21 protein-coding genes and 1 riboswitch are annotated in these 25,458 nt (G+C 69.3%); of the genes, 9 read left to right on the plus strand and 12 right to left on the minus strand.

Annotated features, from left to right (window positions below; all coding sequences use genetic code 11):
• Positions 1–13: 13 nt before the first annotated feature.
• The 7 genes from gcvH (at position 14) to FK531_RS22400 (ending at position 6,803) form a co-directional block, all read left to right on the plus strand.
• Positions 14–418, plus strand: a complete 405-nt coding sequence (gene gcvH / locus FK531_RS13995; RefSeq protein WP_142100332.1) for a glycine cleavage system protein GcvH — start codon at positions 14–16, stop codon at positions 416–418.
• Between the two features lie 168 nt (positions 419–586).
• On the plus strand, positions 587–1,072 hold the full coding sequence (garA, locus tag FK531_RS14000) for a glycogen accumulation regulator GarA (RefSeq protein WP_142100334.1): 486 nt from the start codon (positions 587–589) through the stop codon (positions 1,070–1,072).
• Positions 1,072–1,809, plus strand: a complete 738-nt coding sequence (ftsR, locus tag FK531_RS14005) for a transcriptional regulator FtsR (RefSeq protein WP_142100336.1) — start codon at positions 1,072–1,074, stop codon at positions 1,807–1,809. The genes garA and ftsR overlap by 1 nt, the downstream gene beginning before the upstream one ends.
• 134 nt (positions 1,810–1,943) lie before the next feature.
• A complete protein-coding gene (locus FK531_RS14010; RefSeq protein ID WP_142100338.1) occupies positions 1,944–2,417 on the plus strand; it encodes a bifunctional nuclease family protein in 474 nt (157 codons plus the stop codon).
• Positions 2,418–2,609: 192 nt separating this feature from the next.
• Positions 2,610–3,218, plus strand: coding sequence for a MerR family transcriptional regulator (locus FK531_RS14015; RefSeq protein WP_142100340.1), 609 nt, complete (start codon positions 2,610–2,612; stop codon positions 3,216–3,218).
• A gap of 102 nt (positions 3,219–3,320) precedes the next feature.
• Positions 3,321–3,417, plus strand: a riboswitch (glycine riboswitch).
• Between the two features lie 169 nt (positions 3,418–3,586).
• On the plus strand, positions 3,587–6,442 hold the full coding sequence (gcvP, locus tag FK531_RS14020) for an aminomethyl-transferring glycine dehydrogenase (protein ID WP_142100342.1): 2,856 nt from the start codon (positions 3,587–3,589) through the stop codon (positions 6,440–6,442).
• Positions 6,443–6,632: 190 nt separating this feature from the next.
• Complete coding sequence (locus tag FK531_RS22400) at positions 6,633–6,803, plus strand: hypothetical protein (protein WP_181762957.1); 171 nt, start codon at positions 6,633–6,635, stop codon at positions 6,801–6,803.
• A gap of 22 nt (positions 6,804–6,825) precedes the next feature.
• Here FK531_RS22400 and FK531_RS14025 read toward each other — a convergent pair whose 3' ends face one another.
• From FK531_RS14025 to FK531_RS14035, 3 genes are all read right to left on the minus strand, one after another.
• Positions 6,826–8,568, minus strand: a complete 1,743-nt coding sequence (locus FK531_RS14025; protein WP_246098154.1) for a substrate-binding domain-containing protein — start codon at positions 8,566–8,568, stop codon at positions 6,826–6,828.
• 228 nt (positions 8,569–8,796) lie between these two features.
• Positions 8,797–10,980, minus strand: coding sequence for a malate synthase G (locus FK531_RS14030; protein ID WP_142100346.1), 2,184 nt, complete (start codon positions 10,978–10,980; stop codon positions 8,797–8,799).
• 546 nt (positions 10,981–11,526) lie between these two features.
• The gene (locus FK531_RS14035; RefSeq protein ID WP_246098155.1) at positions 11,527–13,056 is read right to left on the minus strand and encodes an HNH endonuclease signature motif containing protein; all 1,530 of its coding nucleotides are present in this window, start codon (positions 13,054–13,056) and stop codon (positions 11,527–11,529) included.
• A 116-nt stretch (positions 13,057–13,172) separates the two neighbouring features.
• On the opposite strand from FK531_RS14035, the gene FK531_RS14040 reads away from it, so the two are divergent.
• Positions 13,173–13,946 carry a class I SAM-dependent methyltransferase gene (locus FK531_RS14040; protein ID WP_142100348.1) on the plus strand — a complete coding sequence of 258 codons (774 nt, stop codon included), beginning with the start codon at positions 13,173–13,175 and terminating at the stop codon, positions 13,944–13,946.
• Between the two features lie 218 nt (positions 13,947–14,164).
• Here the strand turns inward: FK531_RS14040 and FK531_RS14050 are convergent, their stop codons facing one another.
• The 8 genes from FK531_RS14050 to FK531_RS14085 all read right to left on the minus strand — a co-directional run bounded on the left by FK531_RS14050 (position 14,165) and on the right by FK531_RS14085 (position 23,055).
• Positions 14,165–14,785, minus strand: a complete 621-nt coding sequence (locus FK531_RS14050; protein WP_142100350.1) for a PaaI family thioesterase — start codon at positions 14,783–14,785, stop codon at positions 14,165–14,167.
• Positions 14,786–14,881: 96 nt separating this feature from the next.
• Complete coding sequence (locus FK531_RS14055) at positions 14,882–15,511, minus strand: PaaI family thioesterase (protein ID WP_142100352.1); 630 nt, start codon at positions 15,509–15,511, stop codon at positions 14,882–14,884.
• A gap of 90 nt (positions 15,512–15,601) precedes the next feature.
• Positions 15,602–16,510, minus strand: coding sequence for a 3-methyladenine DNA glycosylase (locus tag FK531_RS14060; protein WP_142100354.1), 909 nt, complete (start codon positions 16,508–16,510; stop codon positions 15,602–15,604).
• A gap of 2 nt (positions 16,511–16,512) precedes the next feature.
• A complete protein-coding gene (locus FK531_RS14065; RefSeq protein ID WP_142100356.1) occupies positions 16,513–17,601 on the minus strand; it encodes a hemolysin family protein in 1,089 nt (362 codons plus the stop codon).
• On the minus strand, positions 17,594–18,991 hold the full coding sequence (locus tag FK531_RS14070; protein ID WP_142100358.1) for a hemolysin family protein: 1,398 nt from the start codon (positions 18,989–18,991) through the stop codon (positions 17,594–17,596). Before FK531_RS14070 ends, FK531_RS14065 begins: the two co-directional genes overlap by 8 nt.
• A gap of 381 nt (positions 18,992–19,372) precedes the next feature.
• On the minus strand, positions 19,373–20,809 hold the full coding sequence (gene guaB1, locus FK531_RS14075) for a GMP reductase (protein WP_142100360.1): 1,437 nt from the start codon (positions 20,807–20,809) through the stop codon (positions 19,373–19,375).
• A gap of 3 nt (positions 20,810–20,812) precedes the next feature.
• Entirely contained in the window at positions 20,813–21,691 is an 879-nt protein-coding gene (locus tag FK531_RS14080) for a DMT family transporter (RefSeq protein ID WP_142100362.1), read from the minus strand.
• Positions 21,692–21,696: 5 nt separating this feature from the next.
• Positions 21,697–23,055, minus strand: a complete 1,359-nt coding sequence (locus FK531_RS14085) for a DEAD/DEAH box helicase (RefSeq protein ID WP_142100364.1) — start codon at positions 23,053–23,055, stop codon at positions 21,697–21,699.
• A 220-nt stretch (positions 23,056–23,275) separates the two neighbouring features.
• Here FK531_RS14085 and FK531_RS14090 point away from each other — a divergent pair, with 220 nt between their 5' ends.
• Positions 23,276–23,761 carry a DUF4262 domain-containing protein gene (locus FK531_RS14090; protein WP_142100366.1) on the plus strand — a complete coding sequence of 162 codons (486 nt, stop codon included), beginning with the start codon at positions 23,276–23,278 and terminating at the stop codon, positions 23,759–23,761.
• A 214-nt stretch (positions 23,762–23,975) separates the two neighbouring features.
• On the opposite strand, the gene gnd is transcribed toward FK531_RS14090, so the two are convergent.
• Positions 23,976–25,427: an NADP-dependent phosphogluconate dehydrogenase gene (gnd, locus tag FK531_RS14095; RefSeq protein WP_142100368.1), complete on the minus strand. Its 1,452-nt coding sequence runs from the start codon at positions 25,425–25,427 to the stop codon at positions 23,976–23,978.
• Positions 25,428–25,458 lie beyond the last annotated feature (31 nt).

Here is a 25,458-nt window from a genome sequence, read left to right on the forward strand (position 1 = left end):
AAAGGACTTCACGGTGAGTGAACTCAACACGCCTTCCGAATTGCTGTACACGGCGGAGCACGAATGGGTGCAGCGGACCGGTGCGACCACCGTCCGGGTCGGAATCACCGATTTCGCGCAGTCGCAGCTCGGCGACGTGGTTTTCGTGCAGCTGCCCGCCGTGGACGAGGCGGTGGTTGCCGGCGAGTCGCTCGGCGAGGTCGAGTCGACGAAGAGCGTCTCCGACATCTACGCTCCCCTGAGCGCGAAAGTCATTGCGGCGAACGCCGATTTGGACGCAAGCCCCGAGCTGGTGAACTCCGCGCCGTACGAACAGGGATGGCTGGTGGAGTTGGAGGTTGCCGACGAGGCGACTCTCGATTCGGCGCTCGCCGAGATGCTGGACGCGCAGGCGTACCGGGCGGTCTCGGGCGAGTAGTTTCGGCCCGCCCCGACCGGCGACTGCCTACGCGGACAGGCTTTCGCAGGGTACGGTCGAGGGGAGCGCATTCGCCGTGTCGGGGCGCAGGTCCGCATCGGTATGTGATTGTGTCTACAGATTTGTTCGGGACCATTCCCGAATCGATCGGACTGAGGAGGAGAAACGGTGAGCGACAACGACAACGACGCGGTCTACGGGGAAACACCGGCGGAGACCACGTCTGTCTTCCGTGCGGATTTCCTCAGCGAGCTGGACGGTGCAACGGCCACCCCGCCAGCCGCTGAGGCGCCCGTTTCGGGTGTCGAGGGTCTTCCGGCCGGATCGGCCCTGCTCGTCGTCAAGCGCGGCCCCAATGCGGGTTCCCGGTTCCTGCTCGACCAGCCCACCACCTCGGCGGGCCGACACCCGGACAGCGACATCTTCCTCGACGACGTCACGGTCAGTCGGCGGCATGCCGAGTTCCGGCAGGACGAGCACGAGTTCCAGGTGGTCGACGTCGGAAGCCTCAACGGGACGTACGTCAACCGCGAGCCGGTCGACTCGGCCACGCTCGCCAACGGCGACGAGGTCCAGATCGGCAAGTTCCGGCTCGTATTCCTGACCGGCCCCCGCGGTACTGCCGGCGACTCGTCTGCGGCTACGGGGAGCTGATGACAGCCGTACGGCAGCAGACCCAGGGCGGCATGTCGATCGGCTCCGTCCTGGATCGGCTCCGTCCGGACTTTCCGGACATCACGATCTCCAAGATCCGCTTCCTCGAGGCGGAGGGGCTGATCAGTCCGGAACGCACGCCGTCGGGCTACCGGCGGTTCTCGATCACCGACTGCGAGCGGCTGCGTTTCGTGCTCACCGCGCAGCGGGATCAGTACCTGCCCCTGAAGGTGATCAAGGAGCAGCTCGAGGCGATCGACAGTGGCGCTGCGGTGGTCGGGTCCACGGACTCGGCCCCGCGCCGTCCGCGGGCCTTGACGGTCGCACCGGGCGAGGTCTCGCCCGAGGAGTTCCGACCGCACCGCGAGGTGCGGATCAGTCGGGTGGACCTGCTGGCCCGGTCCGGGACTGACGAGCCGTTCCTGGCCGAGCTGATCCGCAGCGGGCTGATTGTGCCGGGCGCTGCCGGGTTCTTCGACGAGGACGCGGTCACCCTCGCACGCACCGCGAAGGCGATGTCCGGCTTCGGTCTCGAGGTGCGGCACCTGCGGGCCTTCAAGCTCGCGGCCGACCGCGAGGCCGGGCTGGTCGCCCAGATCGCCGGACCGGTGGCCAAGGGTCGCGATGCGGGCGCGCGCGACCGCGCCGAGGAGATGGTGCGCGAGCTCGCGGCGCTGTCGCTGACGCTGCACACCTGCCTGGTGAAGGCGGCTGTTCGCGGTGCACTCGACCGCTGATCGAATGTCTTGCCCGCGAGGTGAGACGAGAGTCGAATGGTGCGCGAGGTTCGAATAGAATCGACGGTACCGCTTCATGGTTCGGGCGCCTTCACGGTTCACGTGCAAGGGACGGCAGACGGGAGGCAGACGCGATGAGCGAGATGCGTGTGGTCGGGATTCGTGTTGAGCAGCCACAGAATCAGCCCGTCCTGCTGCTCCGGGAATCCGACGGCGACCGTTACCTCCCGATCTGGATCGGGCAGACCGAGGCCACCGCGATCGTCCTCGAACAGCAAGGTGTCGAGCCGGCGCGTCCGCTCACGCACGACCTCATCACGACGTTGATCGGTGCGCTCGGGCACACGCTGCGCGAGGTGCGGATCGTGGACCTGCAGGAGGGCACCTTCTACGCCGACCTGGTCTTCGACGAGAACCTGACGGTGTCTGCCCGACCGTCCGACTCGGTGGCGATCGCGCTGCGCGCGGGCGTGCCGATCTACGCGGAGGAGTCGGTGCTCGCGGAGGCCGGCCTGGTGATGCCGGACGAGCGTGAGGACGAGGTGGAGAAGTTCAAGGAGTTCCTCGAATCGGTGTCGCCGGACGATTTCAAGGCCACCGACGGCTAGCTCGATTCAGCCGTCACCTGGCGAAATGGTGATTCTCTCGAGCTAAGGTCCAGCTACCTGGGCGTGTTGCGTTGACCGCGGATACGTCGAGCCATAGCGTTCGGTCTCAGTGAACACCCACCATGTGATTCGTCCGGGCGTACCCTGAGATGAATCCACGGTAGGGATTGTCCGTGCGAGAGGGAGCAGTCAGTGGGAGATCAGCCGAAGGACGCGAATGTCCGCGAGGACATCAACGCCGAGGTGATCAGTGCCGAGGACATTCAGCCCGGCCTGTTTCCCGATGACTCGGTGCCCGACGACCTGGTCGGCTACCGGGTGCCGATCGCGTGCCAGATCGCGGGCATCACCTACCGGCAACTGGACTACTGGGCACGCACATCGCTGGTGGTTCCCTCCATCCGCGGTGCCGCGGGGTCGGGCAGCCAGCGCCTCTACTCGTTCAAGGACATCCTCGTCCTCAAGATCGTCAAGCGTCTGCTGGACACGGGGATCTCGCTGCAGAACATTCGTGTCGCGGTCGACCACCTGCGCAAGCGTGGCGTCGGGGACCTCGCGAAGATCACGTTGTTCTCCGACGGCACCACCGTCTACGAGTGCACCTCTCCGGAGGAGGTCGTGGACCTGCTGCAGGGCGGCCAGGGCGTGTTCGGCATCGCGGTCAGCGGTGCGATGCGGGAGCTGACCGGCACCATCGCCGACTTCCCGGCCGAACGGGCGGACGGCGGCGAGAGCGAGCAGAGCCCCGAGGACGAACTCGCGTCGCGCCGCAAGAACCGCGCGAACCGCAAGATCGGCTGACCCGAGCTTATTCACCGGCTCGACGTGTGTCGCGCGGCACACCCCGTCAGGGGTCCCGGCGGCGCGAACACGGCAATTCGTGGCCTAGAATCGCAGGTACGTCGCCGCCGCATGGGAGAGTTCCGGAGCATCAGTCCGGACGCCGAAGGAGCAATACCTCCCCGTCAATCTCTCAGGCACCGAGGACCGTGCGGGCTACGACGTCTCTGGAAAGCGGTGGGAGTACCCACCCGCCCACGGGGAAAGGGACCTACACCAGTCGGGTCCTGAATCTCTCAGGCGCTCGCGGCGACGAGCAGGCGACAGAGGGGGAGGAACGCACCGCATCGCGCGGTGTGACCTCGTACCCAACCGCTGCGGGAGTTGCCTTGTTCGAGCAGTCAGACGCCAGAAGTCACGCATTCGTCGATCGCCACATCGGCCCGGACGCCGCCGAATTGCGGCGCATCCTGGACGTCATCGGGGTCGACGCGCTGGACGAGATCGCGGCGAAGGCGGTGCCCGCCAGCATTCTCGACTCCGCCTCGGCCGGGGTCAGCGACGGACTCGACGTGCTGCCCGCGCCGGTCTCCGAGCACGAGGTGCTCGCCGAGCTGACCGAACTGGCGCAGCGCAACACCGTCGCCACCTCGATGATCGGCCTCGGGTACTACGACACCCTGACCCCGCCGGTGCTGGTGCGCAACCTCATCGAGAACCCCGCCTGGTACACCGCGTACACGCCGTACCAGCCCGAGATCAGCCAGGGCAGGCTCGAGGCGCTGCTCAACTTCCAGACCATGGTCGCCGACCTCACCGGCATGGAGGTGGCGAACTCGTCGATGCTCGACGAGGCGACCGCCGCCGCCGAGGCGATGACGCTGTTGCGCCGCGCCGGCCGCAGCAAGTCCCCGCGGTTCGTCATCGACGCCGACCTCTTCCCGCAGACCCGGGCCGTGATCGAGACCCGGGCGACCCCGCTCGGCATCGAGCTCGTCGAGGCGGACCTCTCGCAGGGCCTGCCCGACGGGGACTTCTTCGGTGTGCTGGCGCAGCTGCCCGGCGCGTCCGGCCGCATCGTCGACCACTCCGCGCTGATCGCCGCCGCGCACGAGCGTGGCGCGCTGGTCGCGGTGGGAGCGGACCTGCTGGCGCTGACCCTGCTGACCCCGCCCGGCGAGCAGGGTGCCGACGCGTGCTTCGGCACCACCCAGCGTTTCGGCGTCCCGATGGGCTTCGGCGGCCCGCACGCCGGCTACCTCGCGGTGCACTCGAAGCTCGCCCGGCAGCTGCCCGGCCGCCTCGTAGGGGTCTCGGTGGACGCCGACGGCGACAAGGCCTACCGGCTCGCACTGCAGACCCGCGAGCAGCACATCCGCCGCGAGAAGGCGACCTCGAACATCTGTACTGCCCAGGTGCTGCTCGCGGTGGTCGCGGCGATGTACGCCAGCTATCACGGCGCCGAGGGCCTGACCGCGATCGCGCGTCAGGTCAACGGTCAGGCCCGCGCGCTGGCGTCCGGGCTGCGCGCCGCGGGCGTGGAGGTCGTGCACGAGCGGTTCTTCGACACCGTCCTCGCCCGGGTGCCCGGTCGCGCCGAGGAGGTCGTCGCGGCGGCCAAGGGCTGGAACGTGAACCTGCGCCTTGTCGACGCCGACCACGTCGGGATCTCCTGCGACGAGGCCACCACCACCGCGCACCTGGAATCGGTGCTCGCGGCGTTCGGCGTGCGCGCCGGGGTGGCTGACGCGGCCGTGTCCCTGCCTGCGGAGCTGGCTCGGACCTCCGAGTTCCTCGCGCATCCGGCGTTCGTGAAGCACCGCACCGAGACCGCGATGATGCGCTACCTGCGGATGCTCTCGGACAAGGACATTGCCCTGGACCGCAGCATGATTCCGCTCGGATCGTGCACGATGAAGCTCAATGCGGCCGCGGAGATGGAGGCCATCACCTGGCCGCAGTTCACCAGGCTGCACCCCTTCGCGCCGACCGACGACGCGCCCGGCATGCTGGCGATCATCAAGGACCTCGAGAACTGGCTGGCGGCGATCACCGGTTACGACGCGGTGAGCCTGCAGCCGAACGCGGGCAGCCAGGGCGAGTACGCGGGCCTGCTGGCGATCCGCAACTACCACCTGAGTCGCGGTGACGACCACCGCGACACCTGTCTGATCCCGTCCAGTGCGCACGGCACGAACGCCGCATCCGCGGTGATGGCCGGGATGCGCGTCGAGGTGGTCGGCTGCCGCCCGAACGGTGACGTCGACCTCGACGACCTCAAGGCGAAGATCGCCGACCACGCCGAGCGGCTCGCGGCGATCATGATCACTTACCCGTCCACACACGGCGTCTACGAGCACGAGGTCGCCGAGATCTGCGCGGCCGTGCATGACGCCGGCGGCCAGGTGTACGTCGACGGCGCGAACCTCAATGCTCTCGTGGGGCTGGCCCGGCCGGGCCGGTTCGGCGGCGACGTCAGCCACCTGAACCTGCACAAGACGTTCTGCATCCCGCACGGCGGCGGCGGCCCCGGCGTCGGTCCGGTCGCGGTGCGCGCGCACCTGTCGCAGTTCCTGCCCGGCCACCCGCTGGCCCCGCAGCTCGGCACCGGCCCGACCGTGTCCGCGGCGCCGTACGGCAGCGCCTCGATCCTGCCGATCACCTGGGCCTACATCCGGATGATGGGCGCGGCCGGCCTGCGTCAGGCCTCGCTCACCGCGATCGCATCCGCGAACTACATCGCCCGCCGACTCGACGAGCACTTCCCGGTGCTCTACACGGGCGAGAACGGGATGGTCGCGCACGAGTGCATCATTGACCTGCGTCAGCTGAGCAAGGACACCGGCGTCACCGTCGACGACGTCGCGAAGCGGTTGGCGGACTACGGCTTCCACGCCCCGACCATGAGCTTCCCGGTGGCGGGCACGCTGATGATCGAGCCGACCGAGTCCGAGAACCTCGACGAGATCGACCGGTTCTGTGACGCGATGGTCGCGATCCGCCGTGAGATCGACCGGGTCGGGTCGGGGGAGTGGCCGGCCGACGACAACCCGCTGCGCGGCGCCCCGCACACTGCGGCCTGCCTGGTCGGGGAGTGGGACCACTCGTACTCGCGTGAGCTCGCGGTGTTCCCGGCGGGCAAGACGGCCCGCAAGATCTGGCCGCCGGTGCGGCGCATCGACGGGGCACACGGCGACCGCAACCTGGTCTGCTCCTGCCCGCCGATCGAGGCGTTCAGCAGCTGACACCACAGTGTTCGCCAGCCGACAAGGTGAAGGGACCCATGTGCCGGTCTACCCGGTCGCAGGGTCCCTTCGCCCGTTGGTGGGGGAATCCGTGAGCGGGACGAACGGACCTTGTGTGACCCGTCGTGGGCGGAGGACGATTGCTGAGGGTGGCTGTCACGCCGCCGTCGTCCAGCCAAAGGTGCAGGCAATGTCTTCCACAATCGCACGAGCCCTGGCCGTCACCGCGATCGTCGTCTCGATCGGTGCACTCGCAGCGCCGACCGCGTCCGCGGACAAGCGCATCATCGGAAATGGGTCGGTGAACATCTGCTTCGTAGTTCCGCTGCCGGGCTCCGCCGACATCACCTGGTGCCTCTGACCCAGCGTCCCACCCGAGGGCGTCAGGCGAGGAGTTTGCCGATCGCCGAGCTCAGTTCGGGTCCGTCCGAGGACGGGACGCCGACCAGCGTGCCGCCGGTCTGGTCGGCAAGTTGACGCAGCGTCGCGCTGTCGGAGTTCTCGCCGATGGTAATCACGTCCACGCGTACGGGTTTGCCGTCCACGGCGCTGTCCTTGATCGACGCGAGCAGTTGTCGTGAACTGATCGACGTGTCGTCGTTGGGGCCGTCCGTGATCAGCAGTATCGAGTTCGGCCGGCCTGCGACGAAGCCCTTCACCGCAGCCGCGTACGCCGCCTCGACCGAGGCGTAGGTCGAGGTCGCGGTCGCGGGCTTCAGGCCGTTCAACGTGGAATCGAGGGCCTGCCTGCGGGTGGCGCCGTCGATTGACTCGGCGAGCGGTCCGGTCGGGACCGTCACCTTGTAGGCCTTGGCGCCGTCGAGGCCCTTCGAGTACACCCACAGCCCGAGATTCGAGTAGTCGGGCGTCACGCCGACCTGCGCGGTCAGAGCCGACGCAGTGTTGCGCAGTCGCGTCGAGTTGCCCTCGTTGTCGCTCATGGACCCCGAGATATCCAGCAGTACGGTCGAATTGCGGGGTGCGACCGGGTTCTGGACGACCCTGGTCAGTGCCCGCGTCACATCCGCGGGCGCGGGAGCGAGGACGCTGGTGATCGGCGCGAACCGGACCGCCTCGCTGCCGGCGGGCCCGGTGCCGTCCACGCGGAACCCGGCGCCGCGCAGGGTGTCTGCCTGCTCGGGCTGACGCAGGAAGTCGACGAACTGGGCGGCCGCACGGCTGCGGGTCTCGTCGACCCACTGGGCCGCGAGGATCGCGGCCGGGTGATCGGCGACCGGTGTCGCGCCGGTGAGCACCACCCCTCCGAGTGCCGCGCCGGCGGAGGTCGCCGCGTACAACTGCTGCTCGGTCGAGGGCACCGCGTGCAGGGGGCCGGTGGCCGGAGTCGGCTGCGCGGCCAGGGTCTTCAGGGTGTCGGCCGTGGTCGTGGGGGCTCCGCCGGCGATGGCGGTGGATCCGAGGCTCAGGGTGGACAGGGCCGCCGTCACGGGGGCGGACGCCGCCTGCTGTGCGGTGACCGGGCCGGTGCCCGCACCGGAGACGCCGGCCGCTACCGCCTCGGCAGCCAGGCTGGTCGCGTCCGAACCGGCGCCGGTGGGCATCGCGAGGCGCAGTCCGCCCCATCCGGGCAGACCCAGCGGGGGAAGCGAATTCGGGTCGGACTGCAGTCGGGGCAGGTCCTGCCAGCCGGTCGGCGTGATCGTCAGCGCCTGCGCCAGCAGTGGCGACGCGGCGAGGATCACGGGGGACTCGGCCACCGACTTCGGCTGCCCGTCGACCAGGCCCGGGTGGTCGACGAGGACGCCGACGGACCGGGAACTCTGCGGAATCCACAGTGCCGGAGCCGGACCGGTCCCGGCCCACTGGGCGCCGCCGCCCGCCTCGAGCGCGGCGGCGGTGGTGGCGGACGGTTCCGCGGTGACCGACACCGTCATGCAGTGGTCGCGCACGACGGGCGCCGTCTTGTTGTAGCGATCGGCGAAGTCGCTGATCTGGGCCGAGATGTCGGGATCCGCGGTGACGTCGAGGACGGCGTTGCCCTCGACGCAGGTCTGCGCGGCCTGGGTGCCCTGGTCGGAGATGCGGTCCCGCAGTTGGAACCAGCCGAGCACGGCGAGCACGAGCACGACCACCGTGACCACTGCGATGATCGGGCCCTTGCTCACCCCTCGTGCACCCTGACCGCCGCGATGCTCACCCACGTGCCCTCGTCTCCGTCCACCATCGCCGGACCAGTCCTGTCGATCGCGCGTGGCCCCGGACGCCCGTGCGAGTTCTCCCTCGGCAGTCTACGGAGTTGCTCCGGCCGGCCGCCGGAAGTGACGACACCGGGTGCGCGTACGACGACGCCGCCGCCCGGACTGTCGGGCGGCGGCGTCGTATGTGCTGGCGGATCAGGCGTTGGCGGCCTTGTACTCCCGGCGGCGGCGGTGCAGGATCGGCTCGGTGTAGCCGCTCGGCTGCTTGGCGCCCTCGAGGATCAGCTCCTTGGCTGCCTGCCAGGCGATGTTGGAGTCGAAGTTCGGCGCCATCGGGCGGTAGTCGGCGTCGCCCTCGTTCTGGCGGTCGACCACGGGGGCCATGCGCTCGAGCGCGGCGACGATCTCGGTCTCGGTGACGATGCCGTGCCGCAGCCAGTTGGCGAGCAGCTGGCTCGAGATGCGCAGCGTGGCACGGTCCTCCATGAGCGCGACGTCGTGGATGTCCGGCACCTTGGAGCAGCCGACGCCCGCGTCGATCCAGCGGACCACGTAGCCGAGGATGGACTGGCAGTTGTTGTCCAGTTCCTCCTTCTTCTCCGCGTCCGACCAGTCGGTGCTCGGGGCGAGCGGGATGGTCAGGATGTCGTCGACGGTGGCGCGCGGCTTGCCCTTCAGGCCGTCCTGCACCGCGAACACGTCGACGCGGTGGTAGTGGGTGGCGTGCAGGGTGGCGCCGGTGGGCGAGGGCACCCATGCGGTGTTGGCGCCGGCCTTGGGGTGGCCGATCTTCTGCTCGAGCATGTCCGCCATCAGGTCGGTCATGGCCCACATGCCCTTGCCGATCTGAGCCTTGCCCTGCAGTCCGGCGGCGAGGCCCTTGTCGACGTTCCAGTCCTCGTAGGCAGAGATCCAGCGCTGCTTCTTCATCTCGGCCTTGCGCACCATCGCGCCGGCCTCCATGGAGGTGTGGATCTCGTCGCCGGTGCGGTCGAGGAAGCCGGTGTTGATGAACACGACCCGGTCGATCGCTTCCTTGATGCAGGCGGACAGGTTCACCGTGGTGCGGCGCTCCTCGTCCATGATGCCGACCTTGAGGGTGTTGGCGGGCAGGCCGAGTACCTGCTCGACGCGGCCGAACAGTTCGGTGGTGAACGCGACCTCTTCGGGGCCGTGCTGCTTGGGCTTGACGATGTAGACCGAGCCGGTGCGACTGTTGTCGTGCGGACCGTTCGCCTCGCTCTTGGACAGACCGTGCACGGCACAGAGGCTGGTGATCAGCGCGTCCAGGATGCCCTCGGGAACCTCGTTGCCGTCGGCGTCGAGGATCGCGGGGTTGGTCATCAGGTGGCCGACATTGCGGACGAACAGCAGCGAGCGGCCGTGCAGGCTCAGCTCGGAACCGTCGGCGGCGGTGTAGGTGCGGTCGCCGTTGAGGGTGCGGGTGAAGGACTTGCCGCCCTTGCTGATCTCCTCGGCGAGGTCGCCGCGGTTGAGGCCCAGCCAGTTGCGGTAGCCGACGACCTTGTCGTCGGCGTCGACTGCCGCGACGGAGTCCTCGAAGTCCATGATCGTGGTGAGCGCGGACTCGAGGACCACGTCCTTGACGCCCGCCGCGTCGGTCTGGCCGATCGGTGAGGTGGCGTCGATCTGGATCTCGGCGTGCAATCCGTTGTTGCGCAGCAGGACCGAGGTGGGCGCGTCCTTCTCGCCGAGGTAGCCGACGTACTTCTCCGGCTGGGCGAGAGTGGTGACGGTGCCGTCGGTGAGCTCGACCTTCAGCTCGGTCCCGTCGATCCAGTAGCGCTTCGAGTCGGCGTGACTGCCGGACGCGAGCGGCGCCGCGGCGTCGAGGAACTCGCGGGCCCAGGCGATGACCTTGTCGCCGCGAACCTTGTTGTAGCCCTTACCCTTCTCTGCGCCGTCGGCCTCGGAGATGGCGTCGGTGCCGTAGAGGGCGTCGTAGAGCGAGCCCCAGCGGGCGTTGGAGGCGTTGAGCGCGAACCGGGCGTTGAGCACCGGGACCACCAACTGCGGGCCCGCGGTGGTCGCGATCTCGGCGTCCACGTTCTGGGTCTGCACGGCGAACGGCGCGGGCTCTGGCAGCAGGTAGCCGATCTCCTGCAGGAATGCCTTGTACTCGGTGGCGTCGAACTCGGTTCCGAGGTGGTCGCGGTGCCAGGCGTCGATCTTCGCCTGCAAGTCGTCGCGCTTGGCGAGCAGCGCCTTGTTCTTGGGGGCGAGGTCCTCGATGACCTTGACGGCGCCGGCCCAGAAAGCGTCGGCGTCTACACCGGTGCCGGGAAGAGCCTCGGTGCCCACGAAGTCGTGGAGAACCTTGGCGACCTGAAGACCACCGACCTGAACGCGCTCAGTCATGAATTGCCTCACTTTTCTGGGGATGCCTCATGTAGACCAACAACATGTTACTCGGCGGTAATCCGCTAGCTGTTTGTCCTGGTGGGGTAACAGTCCAAGCGTACTGGTTGGGTCAAGATTGCCGGGGGCACGTGGATGGTGGGCGCGGCCGGGTCCTGTCGGCGGCGCTAGTCGATTAGGTGATCGGCATCCAGTTACGGACATTGGTGGGCCATCACGCCGCTAACGACTGTTGACGCCGCCCGTAGGCAATCCATGCTAGAGCCCCGACGAATGGAACGGCCCAGACAGCAACGATCCACACTGTTCGGCTGAGAATTCCCGCCTTCGCGGAGATGATCCCGCTCGTAGCTGCGGCCGCAAACGCCACCCACAGCACCACGCCAATTCCGGCAAGTGCAAGTCCGCCAAGAAGCGCGCCGAACCCCGGCATGCAGTCCGATTCAGATCGGGCGCACTCGCTCAGCCCGGACTCCGCGAACTGGTCCGAAGTCATATCGACCGATCGTACCGATCGAGGCTCCGCGCTACAGAATTCGGCCGCTGTCACGGGGCCTCGTCGTCATTTGCCGCGCTCATGTCGTCTCCGCGTGATCCTCCGCCGCGCCGCTCGCCTTTCCGGTGCCGATCCCGCCACTCCGCGTCCTTGCGCGCCTGGTCGTTCCGGAGTGCCTCGGCGATCATGTCGTCGAGGTGGTGGCGGTGATTGACCCGAGGTCTGCGCTCGGGATCGATGTGCGCGGGCGCGATCCACTCGGTGCGGCCCGGATTCTCGGAATCCGGCGGTGCAACACGGGTCTTCCAGCCGCCGGGGCCGTCCTTGATCAGCGCGTGGCAGCAGTCGCAGGCGAGGTCGAGGGTGTCGATGTTCGTCTGACCGTTGTTCTTCCACTCGTCGACGTGATGTACGGCCGTCATCGTCGCCGGAGCGTCACACCCGGGCCGGGTGCAGCCACGCGACGCAGCGAACAGTGCGAGCCGTTGATCGGCGGAGGCGAGACGCTTGGTGCGTCCGAGATGCAGCGGTCGGCCATTGTGGTCGAACAGCACGAGCACGGGGTGCGCCTGCTCGGCCATGCGTAGTGCGTCCTTGATCGGCACGAGGCCGCCCGAGGCGGTGGTGACAATCCCAGTCGACTCTTCCAGCTGCTGGAGGCTCATCGTGATGATCGCGGTCACCGGCAGGCCACGGTGACTTCCCAGTGCGCCAGATCCGAGCAGGTGACGGAGCGACACCCTCAGCGCGTCGTGGTTGCGTTGTGCGACCGTGCGAGTGTCCCGGGCGGCGGCCTTGGCGAGAGCGTCACGGTCGAGGGTCGGGGAGTCGACGTCGCCCGCGGGGGATCCGGGATCGTCGGGGTTGTTCATGCCCGGCCGTGCGAGTTTCGCGAGCAGCGGCTCGAGCAGCGCCCGCGTCTCCGGGTCGAGCAGGCCGGAGATCGGCGTCATGAGGTCCTCATCCTGCTTGCCCATGCGTAATCCGCGCCGGCGTGCGCGTTCCCGCTCGTCGGGGGCATTGCCGTCGGGGTCGAGATGGGCGATGAGGTTCGCGCCGACCTTCTTGACGTCCTCGGGTGTGGAGGACCGGGCCAACTCCGCGAGAATCCGCTCGGCCACCTCGGCCTTGTCCCGGGCAACTGTGGCGGGGACCTTGCGGATGACCTTCGCGACCGAGGTCACGTGATCCGGCCCCACCGCGCCCTCGCGTACCGCCTGAGCGGTGGCGGGGAGTGTTTCAGGCAGCGTTGCCCCGTTCAGGTTCCGCCAGATGCCGACCGAATCGGCGCCCTTGGCCCGCTGTGTGGCGTCGGCCGCGGAAATGCGCAGCGACTTGATCAGCAGGTCGTTGATCGACTTGCAGTCGAGTCGGCTGGGCAACGACCGCTGGACTGCCTCGGCGATCAGGCGGTGGCCGACGGCCGCGGCCTTCCGAAGCGAGGTCTCCATCCGCTGGAGTGTTTCGACCACGTCGGCGTCCGACAAGCCCGACACCCCGTCGGTGAGTAGGCCCTCGACAGCGGCGTCGAGGGCGGCAAGGTGTTGCTCCATCTGCCCGGCGCCCGCTGTCGAAAGCATGTTCGAATTGTAGCGAGGTGGTCCGACAGGAATCGAGGATCGCGTTCAGTCCACGGGGCTCCGGCACCGGTCGCGCGCCCTTGACGAGTGCATCCGCTTCCGGTGGACTTGGACCCATGCAGTTTGCCGCACCGGCCGAGCAGTACGACCGCTTCATGGGGCGCTACACGCCGACCCTCGCGGTCGAGCTCGTCGACGCCGTCGGCGTGTCACCCGGCGGTCGGGTCTGTGATGTCGGCTGCGGGCCGGGTGGCCTGACCCGGGAACTCGTCGCTCGGGTGGGCGCCGCGAACGTCGCCGCGATCGATCCGGCGCCGCAGTTCGTGGCGGCCTGCCGGGAGCGTAATCCCGGTGCCGACATCCAGGAGGGCGTCGCCGAACAGTTGCCCTGGGCGAGTGGGGAATTCGACGCCGCACTGTCCTGTCTCGTGCTCGGGTTCATGAGTGATCCCGACCTGGGTGTGCGCGAGATGGCTCGGGTCACGCGGCCGGGTGGCGCCGTCGCCGCCTGCATGTGGGACATCGCCACCGGCGGCATGGCAATGCTGCGACTGTTCTGGACCGCTGCGCGTGTGGTCGACCCCGAGGTGGTGGGGGAGTCCGCAATGGCCGGCACCGCAGAAGGCGACATCGCGGAACGCTTCCGCCGAGCCGGACTGGCCGACGTGGTCGGTGGTGCTCTCACAGCCCGCGCGGACTACACCGACTTCGACGACTTCTGGGAACCGTTCACCTTCGGCGTCGGGCCCACCGGCCAGTACCTGCAGTCACTGCCCCCTGGACAACAGGCGAGCGTGCGCGACGCGTGCCGGGATGCGCTCCCGTCCGGGGCGTTCTCGCTCGACGCCCGGGCCTGGTACGCCCGGGCCACGGTTCCGGAACCGCGGTGACTAGCTCGCGGTGGCCGGGCCGATGAAGACGCCCTCGGCTTCGGCGGTGACGCCCTCGGCATCCGAGAGTGTGCCGACGACAACGGTTTTGCGTCCCTGGTGCCGACTGATGCATGCCTCGGCACGAAGAGGTCCGAGTGGGGCGCCGCGGCGGGCGCCCGCTGGATGGTCGCGTCGTCGACCTCGGTGCGGATGGCGGCGTCGGCGGAGCGGCACGGTCACTCCCGTGCCCACGCAGGCAGGATGAACACGCCCTCGGCCTCGACGGTGACACCGTCGGCGTCGGACAGGCTCCCGACGACGAAGGTCTTGACCCCCTCGACCCGGTCCACGCGGGCCTGCGCGCGCAACGGCCCGAGCGGGGTGCTGCGACGGAACCGCAACGTCAGAGTCCCGGTGAAACTCGGCTTGTCTCCCGCCAGCGCTGTCATGCCGAGAATCTGATCGAGCACCAGAGCGCAGATCCCGCCGTGCACGAGCCCGGGAGGTCCCTCGTATGCCGCGCCGAGCACGAACTGGCTCCGGTGCGTGCCGTCCGGGTCGCGTGCGATGGTGAGCGGAGGCGCGATCGCGTTGCGCAGCCCGATCACGGCGTTGCCCCAGGCCATTCCGTCGCCGTCGTTGGTGAACCGCACCCCGAACGGTCCGTCGCTCTGCCGGGCGCGCAGCCTGTCGGTCGCGGCCCGAACCTGCGCGTGCACCTCGCGGATCGTGTCGTCGTCGACCTCCGTGCGGATCGTCGCGTCGATCAGTTCCCGGACCACCTCGGTGAGGGGACCGTACAGGGCCTTTCGGCGCGCGACCTCGCTCGTGTCGATGTCCTCGACCGTGAACCGCATCGAACCCCCTGGTATGCCGACAGTCGGCGTCCTGGACAGCTGTCCGGACCACCGTGTGAAATCTAGGTGCGGGGGACTGCGGTGTCCAGTGTTCGGTTAGACCGACGCCGCCGGTGCGACAAAGATCCCCTCCGCTTCCACCGTCACGCCCTCGGCATCCGAGAGCGTGCCGCGCACCGTCGCCTTGCGTCCGTCGACGCTCGCCACGCGGGCCTCGGCATGCAGCGGTCCGAGCGGGGTGCCCCGCCGGTACCGCAACGTCAGGGTGCCCGTCAGCCGCCGCGCATCCGCGCTGCCCGTGACGCCGAGCAGATGATCGAGGACCAGCGCGCAGACGCCGCCGTGCACCAGACCGGGCGGGCCCTCGTAGGCGGCACCGAGCGTCACCTGCGTCCAGTACCGGCCGGCGCCGTCGGACTCGATGACCAGTGGCGGCGCGACCGCGTTGCGCAGTCCCACACTGGCGTTGCCCCAGGAGAAGGTCTCGCCCGTGACGGTCGTCCGCATCCCGAAGGAGCCGTCGAGTTGGCGCGCGCGCAATTTCGCTGTGGCGGCCTCGATCTCGGCGTGCACTTCGCGGATCACCTCGTCGTCGACCTCGGTGCGGATCGTGGCGTCGACCAGTTCGCGCACCGATTCGGCGAGCGGGCCGTACAACGCCTTGAGGCGCGCGAACTCGTCGAGGTCGATGGGTCCGTCAGTGAGCTTCACCTGTGCCGCCTTCATTCGAGAGACAACCGTCGTTTCGGCCCGAATGTAGCCGTCGATGGAACCCTGATCCGGTTCGGTTCTCGCCGGCTGGGATGCGCGGCTGCGTCATTCGCCGTCGGCGGCGGCGTCCAGCAGCACCCGGCAGCGCTCGAGCAACTCCGCTCGCAACGGTGCCGCCCGCTCGGCCAGCGCCGACTGCGTCCGCACGTAGTCGGCCCGACCGGCCGCCGTCTCGATCGGCACCGGCGAGTAGCCCAGTTCTGCCAGGTCGTAGGGGCTCGCCCGCATGTCCAGTTCGCGGGCGTCGATCGCAAGCTCGAAGCAGCGCAGGAGCAGATCCGAGTCGATCAGCGGGACCAACTTGTAGCACCACTTGTACAAGTCCATGCCGGCGTGCAGGCAGCCCGGCTGCTCGCGGGCGGCCTGGTCCTCGCGGCGCAGCGGAATCTCGTTGCGGCCCACCGCGTCCGCGGTGAAGAACCGGAACGCGTCGTAATGCGAGCAGCGCAGGTTCATCGACTCGACCACCGCGTCCGTGCCGTCGGGACCGAGCCGCAGCGGCGTGCCGGAATGCCGGACCGCCTGCTCGCCGCCGCGATAGACCATCGCCCACTCGTGCAGGCCGAAGCAGCCGAGCTGTGCGGGCCGCGCGGCGGTGCCGGCGAGCAGTCGTGCGGTGAACTCAGCCATGGAACGGCGCTGGCCGAGCAACCGCGGGTCGGGCTCGGCGGCGCCGTCCTCGCACCGGCGGTAACCGGAGTACTCCCAGTACTCACGCGCCGCCGGACCGGTCAGGCGCACCCCGAACCCGGGATGCCAGCGCCGCAGCTGGGTCGGGCGCAGGCTGTAGTAGGTGAACAGGAAGTCGATCACCGGGTGCTTCTCGCCACGGGTCTGCCGCGACACGTGCGGGCCGATCAGCGCGTCCACCCGCTCCCGGTGTGCGTCCCGGCGGGCGGTCCACTCGGCCTGCGAGAGCACGAGTGGACCGCCCGAGACTGCCGAGTCCGTCACCGTCACGGCGTCCGCTGCCCCGGCACCGCATCGTCGACGCGGTGCGTGGCGTCGCGCACGGTCCCGACGAACTCCTCGACGAGGTCCTCGAGCGCGACGATGCCGGTGGTGATGCCGTCGGCGTCGACCACGGCACCGAGGTGACTGCTGGCCCGCCGCAAGGTGGACAGCGCTTCCTCGAGCGGCATCTGCATCCGCAGCTGCGGCAGCGGTCGCACGTCCGAGCGCGGGATCATCGTGTCCGGTCCCGCGGACTCGTCGAGCACCTCGTCGAGCACGTCCTTGAGGTGCAGGTAGCCGGCGATCGTGCCGTCCGCCAGCAGCGCCGGATAACGTGAGTAACCAGTCTCGGCGACCGCACGCTCGACGTCGCCGAGCGTGGTGCCCGCATCGGTCAGCGGCACCGTGTGCACCTTGGACAGGGGGATCGACACATCCGCGACCGTGAGGTCGGTGGTGTGCAGCGCCTGGGTGAGTCGGCGGTGCTCCTCCTCGTCGATCAGGCCCTCAGAACGCGACTCGCCGATCATCTCCGCCAGCTCCAGCGCGGAGACGGTGGTGTCGAGTTCGTCCTTCGGCTCCACCCGCATCAGACGCAGGATGGAGTTCGCGCACCAGTTGTAGAACGCGATCAGCGGCTTGGCCATCTTGATGAAGCCGAGATGGATCGGCACCAGCAGCATCGCGCTGCGCTCCGGACCGGCGATGGCGATGTTCTTCGGAACCATCTCGCCGAGCAGGATGTGCAGCACCACGACCAACGCCAGTGCGACCGTGAAGGCGATCGGGTGCAGCAGCGTGTCGGGTACGCCGAACAGGTCGAGCGGCTTCTCGATCAGGTGCGCGATCGCCGGCTCGCCGACGCGACCGAGAAGGATCGAACAGATCGTGATGCCCAACTGCGCGCCCGCGAGCATCAGCGACAGGTGCTCGCCGGCGCGAATGACGGTGCGGGCCCGCTTCTTGCCTTGCGCCTCGAGTGCCTCCAGGCGGTCGCGGCGGGCGGAGATCAGGGCGAACTCGGCCGCCACGAAGAAGGCGTTGCCGGCCAGCAACAGCACCGCGAGCAGGACAGCGAACAGGTCACCCATGCGTGGACTCCTCGGTGTCGGTCGACGCGGTGGCCGCGTGCTTGCTGATCTCCTCGGCCGGGACCGGGGTCAGGGACACGCGGTCGATGCGCCTGCCGTCCATACCGGTGACGCGGGCGATCCAGCCGCCGTGCGCGTCCGGGCGACCGTCGCCCGCCGGGTTCGGCAGCACGACCTCGTCGTCGACCTCGGGGATCCGGCCCAGGTGCGCCAGGACGAGCCCGCCGAGGGTGTCGTACTCGCCCTCCGGCGCGGCGTACCCGGTGGCGCGGCTGACCTCGTCGATGCGCAGCAGGCCCGAGCAGATCCAGCTGTCGCCGCTGCGCTGCACCTCGATCTCCGGGTCGTCGTGCTCGTCCCGGACGTCGCCGACGATCTCCTCGATCAGGTCCTCCATGGTCACCATGCCGGCGGTACCGCCGTACTCGTCGACGACGAGCGCGACCTGCATGCCGTCGGCGCGCACCTGCTCCATCACCGCGTCGCCGTCCAGGCTGGACGGGACGACCGGCACCTTCTGCGCGAGCGCGATCAGCGGGGTGGTCGCGCGGCCGGTGGTCGGCACCACGAACGCCTGCTTGATGTGCACGACGCCGACCGTGTCGTCCAGGTCACCGTCGACGACGGGGAACCGGGAAAAGCCGGTACGGGACGCGGCGTCGATGAGATCGGCCACCGTGTCACGGATTTCGAGGGTCTCGATCTTGACGCGGGGCGTCATCAGCTCCTCCGCGCTGCGCTCGCCGAACCGCAACGAGCGGTCCACCAGCAGCGCGGTGGCCGGGTCGAGGGCGCCGCGGCGGGCGCTGATCCGGACCAGGGACCCGAGCTCCTGCGGGGAACGCGCGGATCGCAGTTCCTCGGCAGGCTCGATGCCGAGCCGGCGCACCACCCAGTTCGCGGTGCCGTTGAGACCGTTGATGGCCCACTTGAACACCTTCGAGAATCCGGCCATCGCTCCCGCCGTGAACCGGGCGATGCCCAGCGGATGTGCGATGGCCAGGTTCTTCGGGACGAGCTCACCGAAGACCATCGACAGCGATGTCGCGATGATCAGCGCGGCCGCGAGCGAGATGCCTGAGGCGACCGACTCGCTGACGTTCATCGCGGACAGGATCGGGGTGATGAACTTCGCCAGCACCGGTTCTGCGATGTAACCGGTGATCAGTGTGGTGATGGTGATGCCGAGCTGCGCGCCCGACAGCTGGAAGGACAGGGTGCGGTGCGCGTGCTGGACCTGGCGCGAGCGCCGGTCGCCGCCGCGCGCGTGCGCATCGACGGTGCTGCGTTCGAGAGCGGTGAGCGAGAACTCCGCAGCGACGAACAGGGCGGTGCCCGCGGTCAGGGCGAGAAAGCCGATCAGGCTGACGACGGTGAGTGCGATCTGCATCGTCTATCGCCCCCGACTCGGGGTTCGAGATGGGATGGGGTGGGAATCGTGTGGAGCGCCGGGTTTGTCGCCCGGCTCGGTAGAGGAGCCCTCCGAAGTGGAAGCCCCGTCGCCGGATTCGGCGTCGCCGGAATGAGCGGAGCCGGCGGGCTCCAGTGTGGGTGCCTCAGGCACCTTGTTCCTTCCTGTCGTGCCCGGGGGAGGCGGATCGGGTTGACCCACCCCGGCCGTCCCGTCGGCCTCGGGTGTCCGGGACACGGACTGTCCGAAGCTGTAGATGGGTACGGCAAACCGGGCGCACTGTTGCGTCGAGACCATCATTCTACCGGCAGCGGGCGTTATGTCCTCTTGGGCCGACGGGCCGGGAACGTTGCGGCGTCGTCACCAACCGGCGGGCAGGGGCCGGCCCTCCGCGAAGCCGGCCGCGGACTGCACGCCGAGCACGGCCTTGTCCCGCAGCTCCTCGATGTTCCGCGCGCCCGCGTACGTGCAGGTACTGCGCACGCCGGCACAGATGTGGTCGATCAGGTCCTCGACGCCCGGTCGGACCGGGTCCAACCGCATCCGCGAGTGCGAGATGCCCTCCTCGAACAGTCCCTTGCGGGCCCGGTCGAAGGCGCTGTCGGTGGCGGTGCGCGCGGCGACCGCCCGCTTCGAGGCCATGCCGAAGCTCTCCTTGTAGGCGTTGCCCGACTGGTCGTAGCGCAGGTCGCCGGGAGACTCGTGGGTGCCGGCGAACCAGGACCCGATCATCACGTTGGAGGCGCCCGCGGCCAGTGCCAGCGCCACGTCCCGCGGGTGACGCACGCCGCCGTCCGCCCACACGTGTGCACCGAGTTCCCTTGCCGCCGCCGCGCATTCGGCGACCGCGGAGAACTGCGGACGGCCGACGCCGGTCATCATCCGGGTCGTGCACATGGCGCCGGGTCCGACGCCGACCTTGACGATGCTCGCGCCCGCAGCGATCAGGTCGCGGGTGCCGGCCCCGGAGACCACGTTGCCGGCGGCGATCGGGACGCCGAGGTCGAGTGCGGCGACCGCGGACAGGGCGTCGAGCATCTTCTGCTGGTGCCCGTGTGCGGTGTCCATCACCAGTACGTCCGCGCCCGCCTCGACCAGGGCGGCCGCCTTGGCGGCGACGTCGCCGTTGATGCCGACGGCGGCTGCGACCCGCAGTCGACCGGCCGTGTCGAGTGCCGGTTCGTAGATGCCGGCGCGGATCGCGCCGGTCCGGGTGAGCACCCCGGCGAGGGTGCCGTCGTCCTCGACGATCACCGCGAGTGGATCGTGCCGGGACTCGAGCAGTTCGAACACCTCGCGCGGGGATGCCGAGACCGGGGCGGTCGCGAAGTCGGACACCGCCACCGCGCTCAGACGGGTGAACCGGTCGACGTCCGCGCAGGCCGCCTCGGTCACCACCCCGACCGGGCGGCCGTCCACGACGACGACCACGGCGCCGTGCGCCCGCTTGGGCAGCAGCGCCAACGCGTCGGAGACGGAATCGTCGGGGCCGAGGATCACGGGGGTGTCGGCGACCAGGTGCCTTGCCTTGACCCAGCCGACGGTCTCCGAGACCGCCGTGGCCGGTACGTCCTGCGGGATCACCACGATGCCGCCACGCCGGGCGACGGTCTCGGCCATCCGCCGGCCGGCGACCGCGGTCATGTTCGCGACCACGATCGGGATCGTGGTGCCGGACCCGTCGACGGTGGTCAGGTCGACATCGAACCGAGAGGTCACCTCGGTCCGGTTCGGAACCAGGAACACGTCGTCGTAGGTCAGGTCGTAGGGCGGCTGCTGATCGTCGAGGAAGCGCACGTGTCAGGACGCTACCGGGTCCGCGGCCGGCTCGCCGGGGGTCGAGCGGGCCTGCGAGCGCGAGAGTTCCACGGTGGTCACGATCATCACGATCACCGCCACGACGATCACCGCGATGCCGGGCCCGGCGACGCGCAGGCGTTCACCGAGGACCGTGAACCCCAGGAAGGCCGCGACCAACGGCTCCCCGATGGTGATCGCGGGCAACGACGCGGCGAGTGATCCGGCGTGAAAGGCGAGCTGCTGCAGGTAGAAACCGCCGATTCCCGCGACGACCAGTCCCCAGGTCACCCAGTCGGTGAGGACCGCGCCGAGGCCGTGGTCGAAGTTCGTGATCACCGGCTTGGTCATCGCGACTGCGACGCCGTACAGCGCGCCGCTGGCGAATCCGAGCAGCAGCGCGCGCGGGCCGGGCCCGATCCGGGCCGCGCTCACCGCAACCGCGACGACGCACAGTCCGGCGAGGACAGCCAGTGGAATCACCCAGTGCCGCAGCGTCGCCGAGTCGTCACCCTCGGTCGGGTCGCCGACGACGAGGAACACCGCGAGTGAGACGGCGAGGGCGATCGCGGTGGCCCAGGTGCGCCCGGTCATCCGGGTCCCGGAGAACCTGGCGGACAGGGGCAGCGCGAACAGCAGGGTGCTCACGATCAGTGGCTGCACGACCAGTACCGAGCCGAGACCGAGTGCGGCGGCCTGGAACCCGTACCCGCCGACGTCGCCGAGCAGTCCGGCCCACCAGCGGGGACTGCGGATCAGTTCGCCCAGCAGCGCGTCGTCCTCGGAGACACCGGCGGCCGCGTTCTGCTGGAAGACCGAGCCGACGGCGAACAGCAGTGCCCCGACGAGCGCGAGCGCGATGGCGAGCAGCGGCAGGTCCATGCCTGTCAGCTTCCTCCTCGGCGCCTGCCTCCGCTCGCTCCCGCGCCGCGACCGCCGCGCGATCCACCGCGAACTCCGCGCACCGTCGTCGATCCGGGTCGCTTGCGTCGGTCGCCCTGCCGGGAGGGCTTGCTCTCGGCGGTCGGCGTCGGGACGGATGCGGTCGGGGTGGGGACCGGCACGCCGCTCGGCGCTCGCGCACCGGTCAGCGCGGTCAGTCGCGGGTGCCCGGGGCGCACGTCGACGCCGACCAGGTCGATGCCCGCCTTGCGAGTCAGCGCGGCGACCTCCGCGCGCTGGTCTTCGGTCACCAGTGTCACCACGGTGCCGGTCTCGCCGGCCCGCGCCGTACGGCCGGCTCGGTGCAGGTAGTCCTTCGCTTCGGCGGGAGGGTCCACGTGCACGACGAGGGAGATGTCGTCGACGTGGATGCCGCGGGCGGCAACGTCGGTCGCGACGAGCACCGGCGTCTCGCCCGAGGTGAACGCCGCGAGGGCATGGGTACGGTAGTTCTGCGACTTGCCGCCGTGCAGCGCGCCCGCCACGACCCCGACCGAACGCAACTGCTCGACCACCCGGTCCACGCCGTGCTGGGTGCGCACGAACAGGATTGTCCGGCCTGCCCGCGCGGCGATCTCCGCGACGACGGCCTGCTTGTCGGTCCGGGAGACGAAGAGCATGTGGTGGTCGGTGCCCTCGACCACCGCGGCCGCCGCAGTGGTCGCGTGCGTCACCGGATCACGCAGGTACGTGCGGACCAGCGTGTCCACCTCGCCGTCGAGGGTGGCCGAGAAGAGCAGCCGCTGACCGGTTGCAGGAGTGCGGTCGAGCAGAGTGGTCACCTGGGGGAGGAAGCCGATCTCGGCCATGTGGTCGGCCTCGTCGATCGTCGTCACGCGCACGTCCTGCAGCGACACGGCGCCCTGGTCGATCAGGTCGGCGAGGCGTCCGGGCGTCGCGACGAGCAGATCCACCCCGCGCGCAAGCCGCTGCGCCTGCTTCTTGGTGGGCACACCGCCGTAGACGACGGCGAGGCGAAGGCCGAGCGCCAGCGCCGACTCGTCCAGGGCCCGTTCGATCTGCGCCGCAAGCTCTCTCGTCGGCGCGAGCACCAGGCCGCGGGGGCGACCCGGCGCACTCGGCGCCCCGGCGAGTCGGACCAACATCGGCAGCCCGAAGGCCAGCGTCTTGCCGGACCCGGTGGGGCCGCGGCCGAGGACGTCACGGCCGGCGAGGATGTCGGGAATGGTCGCGGCCTGGATCGGGAACGGGGCGGTGATCTTCTCCCGGTTCAGGGACTGCACGAGCAGCGGTGGCAGCCCGAGGGCCGCGAAGGTGGGCCCGGTCGAGGCGGGAGTGGACATGACGGGGTTGCCTCCGATGATCGGCGCCGGATCGTGAGGAACGGGTCCGCGCAGGTCGAGACTACCCGGATCTCGGTGTCGATCTCGCAGCCGCAACACATCCTGGCTGACGGCGAGGACGTCAGGTCGGTGCCAGGTCACCCCGCCCTGGCCGATTCCTGTCGGTGGTCCGGTGCATGATGAGAAGTCGAACATACATTCGACTTCTGGGAGGGCCACCATGTGTGAGATCTGTGACGGAATGACGCCGGAGCAGGCCCGGCGAGCGATGTTGCACACCATCGACCGGTGCGGGTGGGCGCTGCAGTACGTGGAGTCCGCCATCGACGACCGGGGTGTTCACCCGGCCTTCTGCTACACCGTCGGACTGACCGAGATCGACTGTCCGGAGGTGGTACTCACCGGGCGGGTGGCCGACCAGTCGGCGGTGGTCCTCAACGAACTCGGCCACCGGATGTGGCACGGCGACCATCTGGAGCCGGGGGAGCGGATCTCCGCGGGCGGCCTCGATCTGTTCCTCGTTCAGGTGCGCGAATGCGAGTCGTGGCTGCTCAGTGCCGTCGGACTGTACGGGCAGGGGCAGGTGAGCGCGGTGCAGGCGGTGTGGGCGGACTGTCAGGGGCGGCTGCCGTGGGAGGGAGCGATCAGTTCGACGATCGTGCAGCCGCTGCTCGGGCCACCGCCGGGCGGGCGGATCGTGGCCTGATCGGATCGAGTTCCGTGCCCCTCGCCAGGAATAATGTCATAAGGCAGCTTATCGGCAGTTGAGGGGCGCGGTGTGGATCGGAACCTGCGGTTACCGGATGCCACGAGGGGAGGGGCGGGCCCTCGGTGCACCGATGGTTTCCCGTCGTGACGGATACGTTCACGACGGGAGACCATCGGAGTTGCCTGGGAGCGCTGAGTTGTTGCCGGGAGTGCTACGCCTCGATCTCGGAACGGTCGCCGCTCCAGAGGGTGTGGAACTTGCCGGGACCGTCGATGCGCTCGTAGGTGTGAGCGCCGAAGTAGTCGCGCTGCCCCTGGGTCAGCGCAGCGGGCAGTCGCTCGGCGCGCAGGCCGTCGTAGTACGAGAGGGAGGAGGCGAACCCCGGAACCGGGATGCCCAGCGTCGTGGCGGTCGCCACGACGCGGCGCCAGCTGTCGATGCCGGTCTCGATGGCCTCGCGGAAGTATGGGGCCAGTACCAGACTCGGAAGCTCCGGGTTCTGGTCGTAGGCCTCCTTGATGCGATTGAGGAACTGGGCCCGGATGATGCAGCCGCCGCGCCAGATGGTGGCAAGGTCGGCGGGCTTCAGGTCCCAGCTGTACTCGACGCTGCCGGCCTTGATCTGGTCGAAGCCCTGCGCGTACGCGATGATCTTCGACGCGTAGAGCGCCGCGCGGATGTCCTCGGTGAACTGCGCGACGTCACTGGGCTTGTCGCCGAGCGCGCCGGACGCGAGGCCGACCGCGGCCTTGCGCTGCTCGCGGGAGCCGGACAGCGCGCGGGCGAAGACAGCCTCGGCGATGCCGGTCACAGGAACGCCGAGGTCGAGGGCGGACTTGACAGTCCAGCGGCCCGTCCCCTTCTGCTCGGCGGCGTCGACGATCACGTCCACGAGGGCGTTGCCGGTCTTGGCGTCCTTCTGCCGCAGCACCTCGGCGGTGATCTCGATCAGGTAGGACTCGAGCGTGCCTGCGTTCCACTCGGTGAACACGTCGGCGATCTGCCCCGCGTCGAAGCCGAGCGCGTCGCGGAAGAGGTGGTACGCCTCACCGATCAGCTGCATGTCGGCGTACTCGATGCCGTTGTGCACCATCTTCACGAAGTGGCCCGAACCGTCGGGGCCGATGTGGGTGCAGCACGGTGTGCCGTCGACGACAGCGGCAACCGACTCGAGCAGTGGGCCGAGTGCCGCGTACGACTCCTTCGGTCCACCCGGCATGATCGACGGGCCGTTGAGCGCGCCCTCCTCGCCGCCCGAGATGCCGGCGCCGACGAAGTGCAGTCCGCGCTCACGCAAGGCGGCCTCGCGCCGAATCGTGTCCGTGTACAACGCATTTCCGCCGTCGATGATGATGTCGCCCGGCTCCATCGCTGCGGCGAGCTCCTCGATCACCGCGTCGGTCGCCTCGCCGGCCTTGACCATGATGAGCACTCGGCGCGGCTTCTGCAGCGCACCGACGAACTCCTCGACGGACTCGGTGCGGACGAAGTCGCCATCGCTGCCGTGCTCGGCGATCAGGGCGTCGGTCTTGGCGACGCTGCGGTTGTGCAGGGCAACCGTGTGTCCGTGACGAGCGAAGTTACGGGCGATGTTCGAGCCCATGACGGCGAGTCCGGTGACTCCGATCTGGGCCCGTGCGGGGGCAGAGGTGTTGTCTGTCATGACCTACACCTTTCCCTGCCCGCCGGGGGAA

It is taken from the genome of Rhodococcus spelaei (assembly GCF_006704125.1).
GTDB lineage: Bacteria > Actinomycetota > Actinomycetes > Mycobacteriales > Mycobacteriaceae > Rhodococcus_G > Rhodococcus_G spelaei.

What these genes read in the sequence shown, in the direction of transcription:
- ftsR (WP_142100336.1), top strand. Translation starts at nt 1,072, where the DNA reads ATGACAGCCGTACGGCAGCAGACCCAGGGCGGCATGTCGATCGGCTCC.
- FK531_RS14010 (WP_142100338.1), top strand. Translation starts at nt 1,944, where the DNA reads ATGAGCGAGATGCGTGTGGTCGGGATTCGTGTTGAGCAGCCACAGAAT.
- FK531_RS22400 (WP_181762957.1), top strand. Translation starts at nt 6,633, where the DNA reads ATGTCTTCCACAATCGCACGAGCCCTGGCCGTCACCGCGATCGTCGTC.
- FK531_RS14030 (WP_142100346.1), bottom strand. Translation starts at nt 10,980, where the DNA reads ATGACTGAGCGCGTTCAGGTCGGTGGTCTTCAGGTCGCCAAGGTTCTC.
- FK531_RS14035 (WP_246098155.1), bottom strand. Translation starts at nt 13,056, where the DNA reads ATGCTTTCGACAGCGGGCGCCGGGCAGATGGAGCAACACCTTGCCGCC.
- FK531_RS14040 (WP_142100348.1), top strand. Translation starts at nt 13,173, where the DNA reads ATGCAGTTTGCCGCACCGGCCGAGCAGTACGACCGCTTCATGGGGCGC.
- FK531_RS14050 (WP_142100350.1), bottom strand. Translation starts at nt 14,785, where the DNA reads ATGCGGTTCACGGTCGAGGACATCGACACGAGCGAGGTCGCGCGCCGA.
- FK531_RS14055 (WP_142100352.1), bottom strand. Translation starts at nt 15,511, where the DNA reads ATGAAGGCGGCACAGGTGAAGCTCACTGACGGACCCATCGACCTCGAC.
- FK531_RS14065 (WP_142100356.1), bottom strand. Translation starts at nt 17,601, where the DNA reads ATGGGTGACCTGTTCGCTGTCCTGCTCGCGGTGCTGTTGCTGGCCGGC.
- FK531_RS14070 (WP_142100358.1), bottom strand. Translation starts at nt 18,991, where the DNA reads ATGCAGATCGCACTCACCGTCGTCAGCCTGATCGGCTTTCTCGCCCTG.
- FK531_RS14080 (WP_142100362.1), bottom strand. Translation starts at nt 21,691, where the DNA reads ATGGACCTGCCGCTGCTCGCCATCGCGCTCGCGCTCGTCGGGGCACTG.
- FK531_RS14085 (WP_142100364.1), bottom strand. Translation starts at nt 23,055, where the DNA reads ATGTCCACTCCCGCCTCGACCGGGCCCACCTTCGCGGCCCTCGGGCTG.
- FK531_RS14090 (WP_142100366.1), top strand. Translation starts at nt 23,276, where the DNA reads ATGTGTGAGATCTGTGACGGAATGACGCCGGAGCAGGCCCGGCGAGCG.
- gnd (WP_142100368.1), bottom strand. Translation starts at nt 25,427, where the DNA reads ATGACAGACAACACCTCTGCCCCCGCACGGGCCCAGATCGGAGTCACC.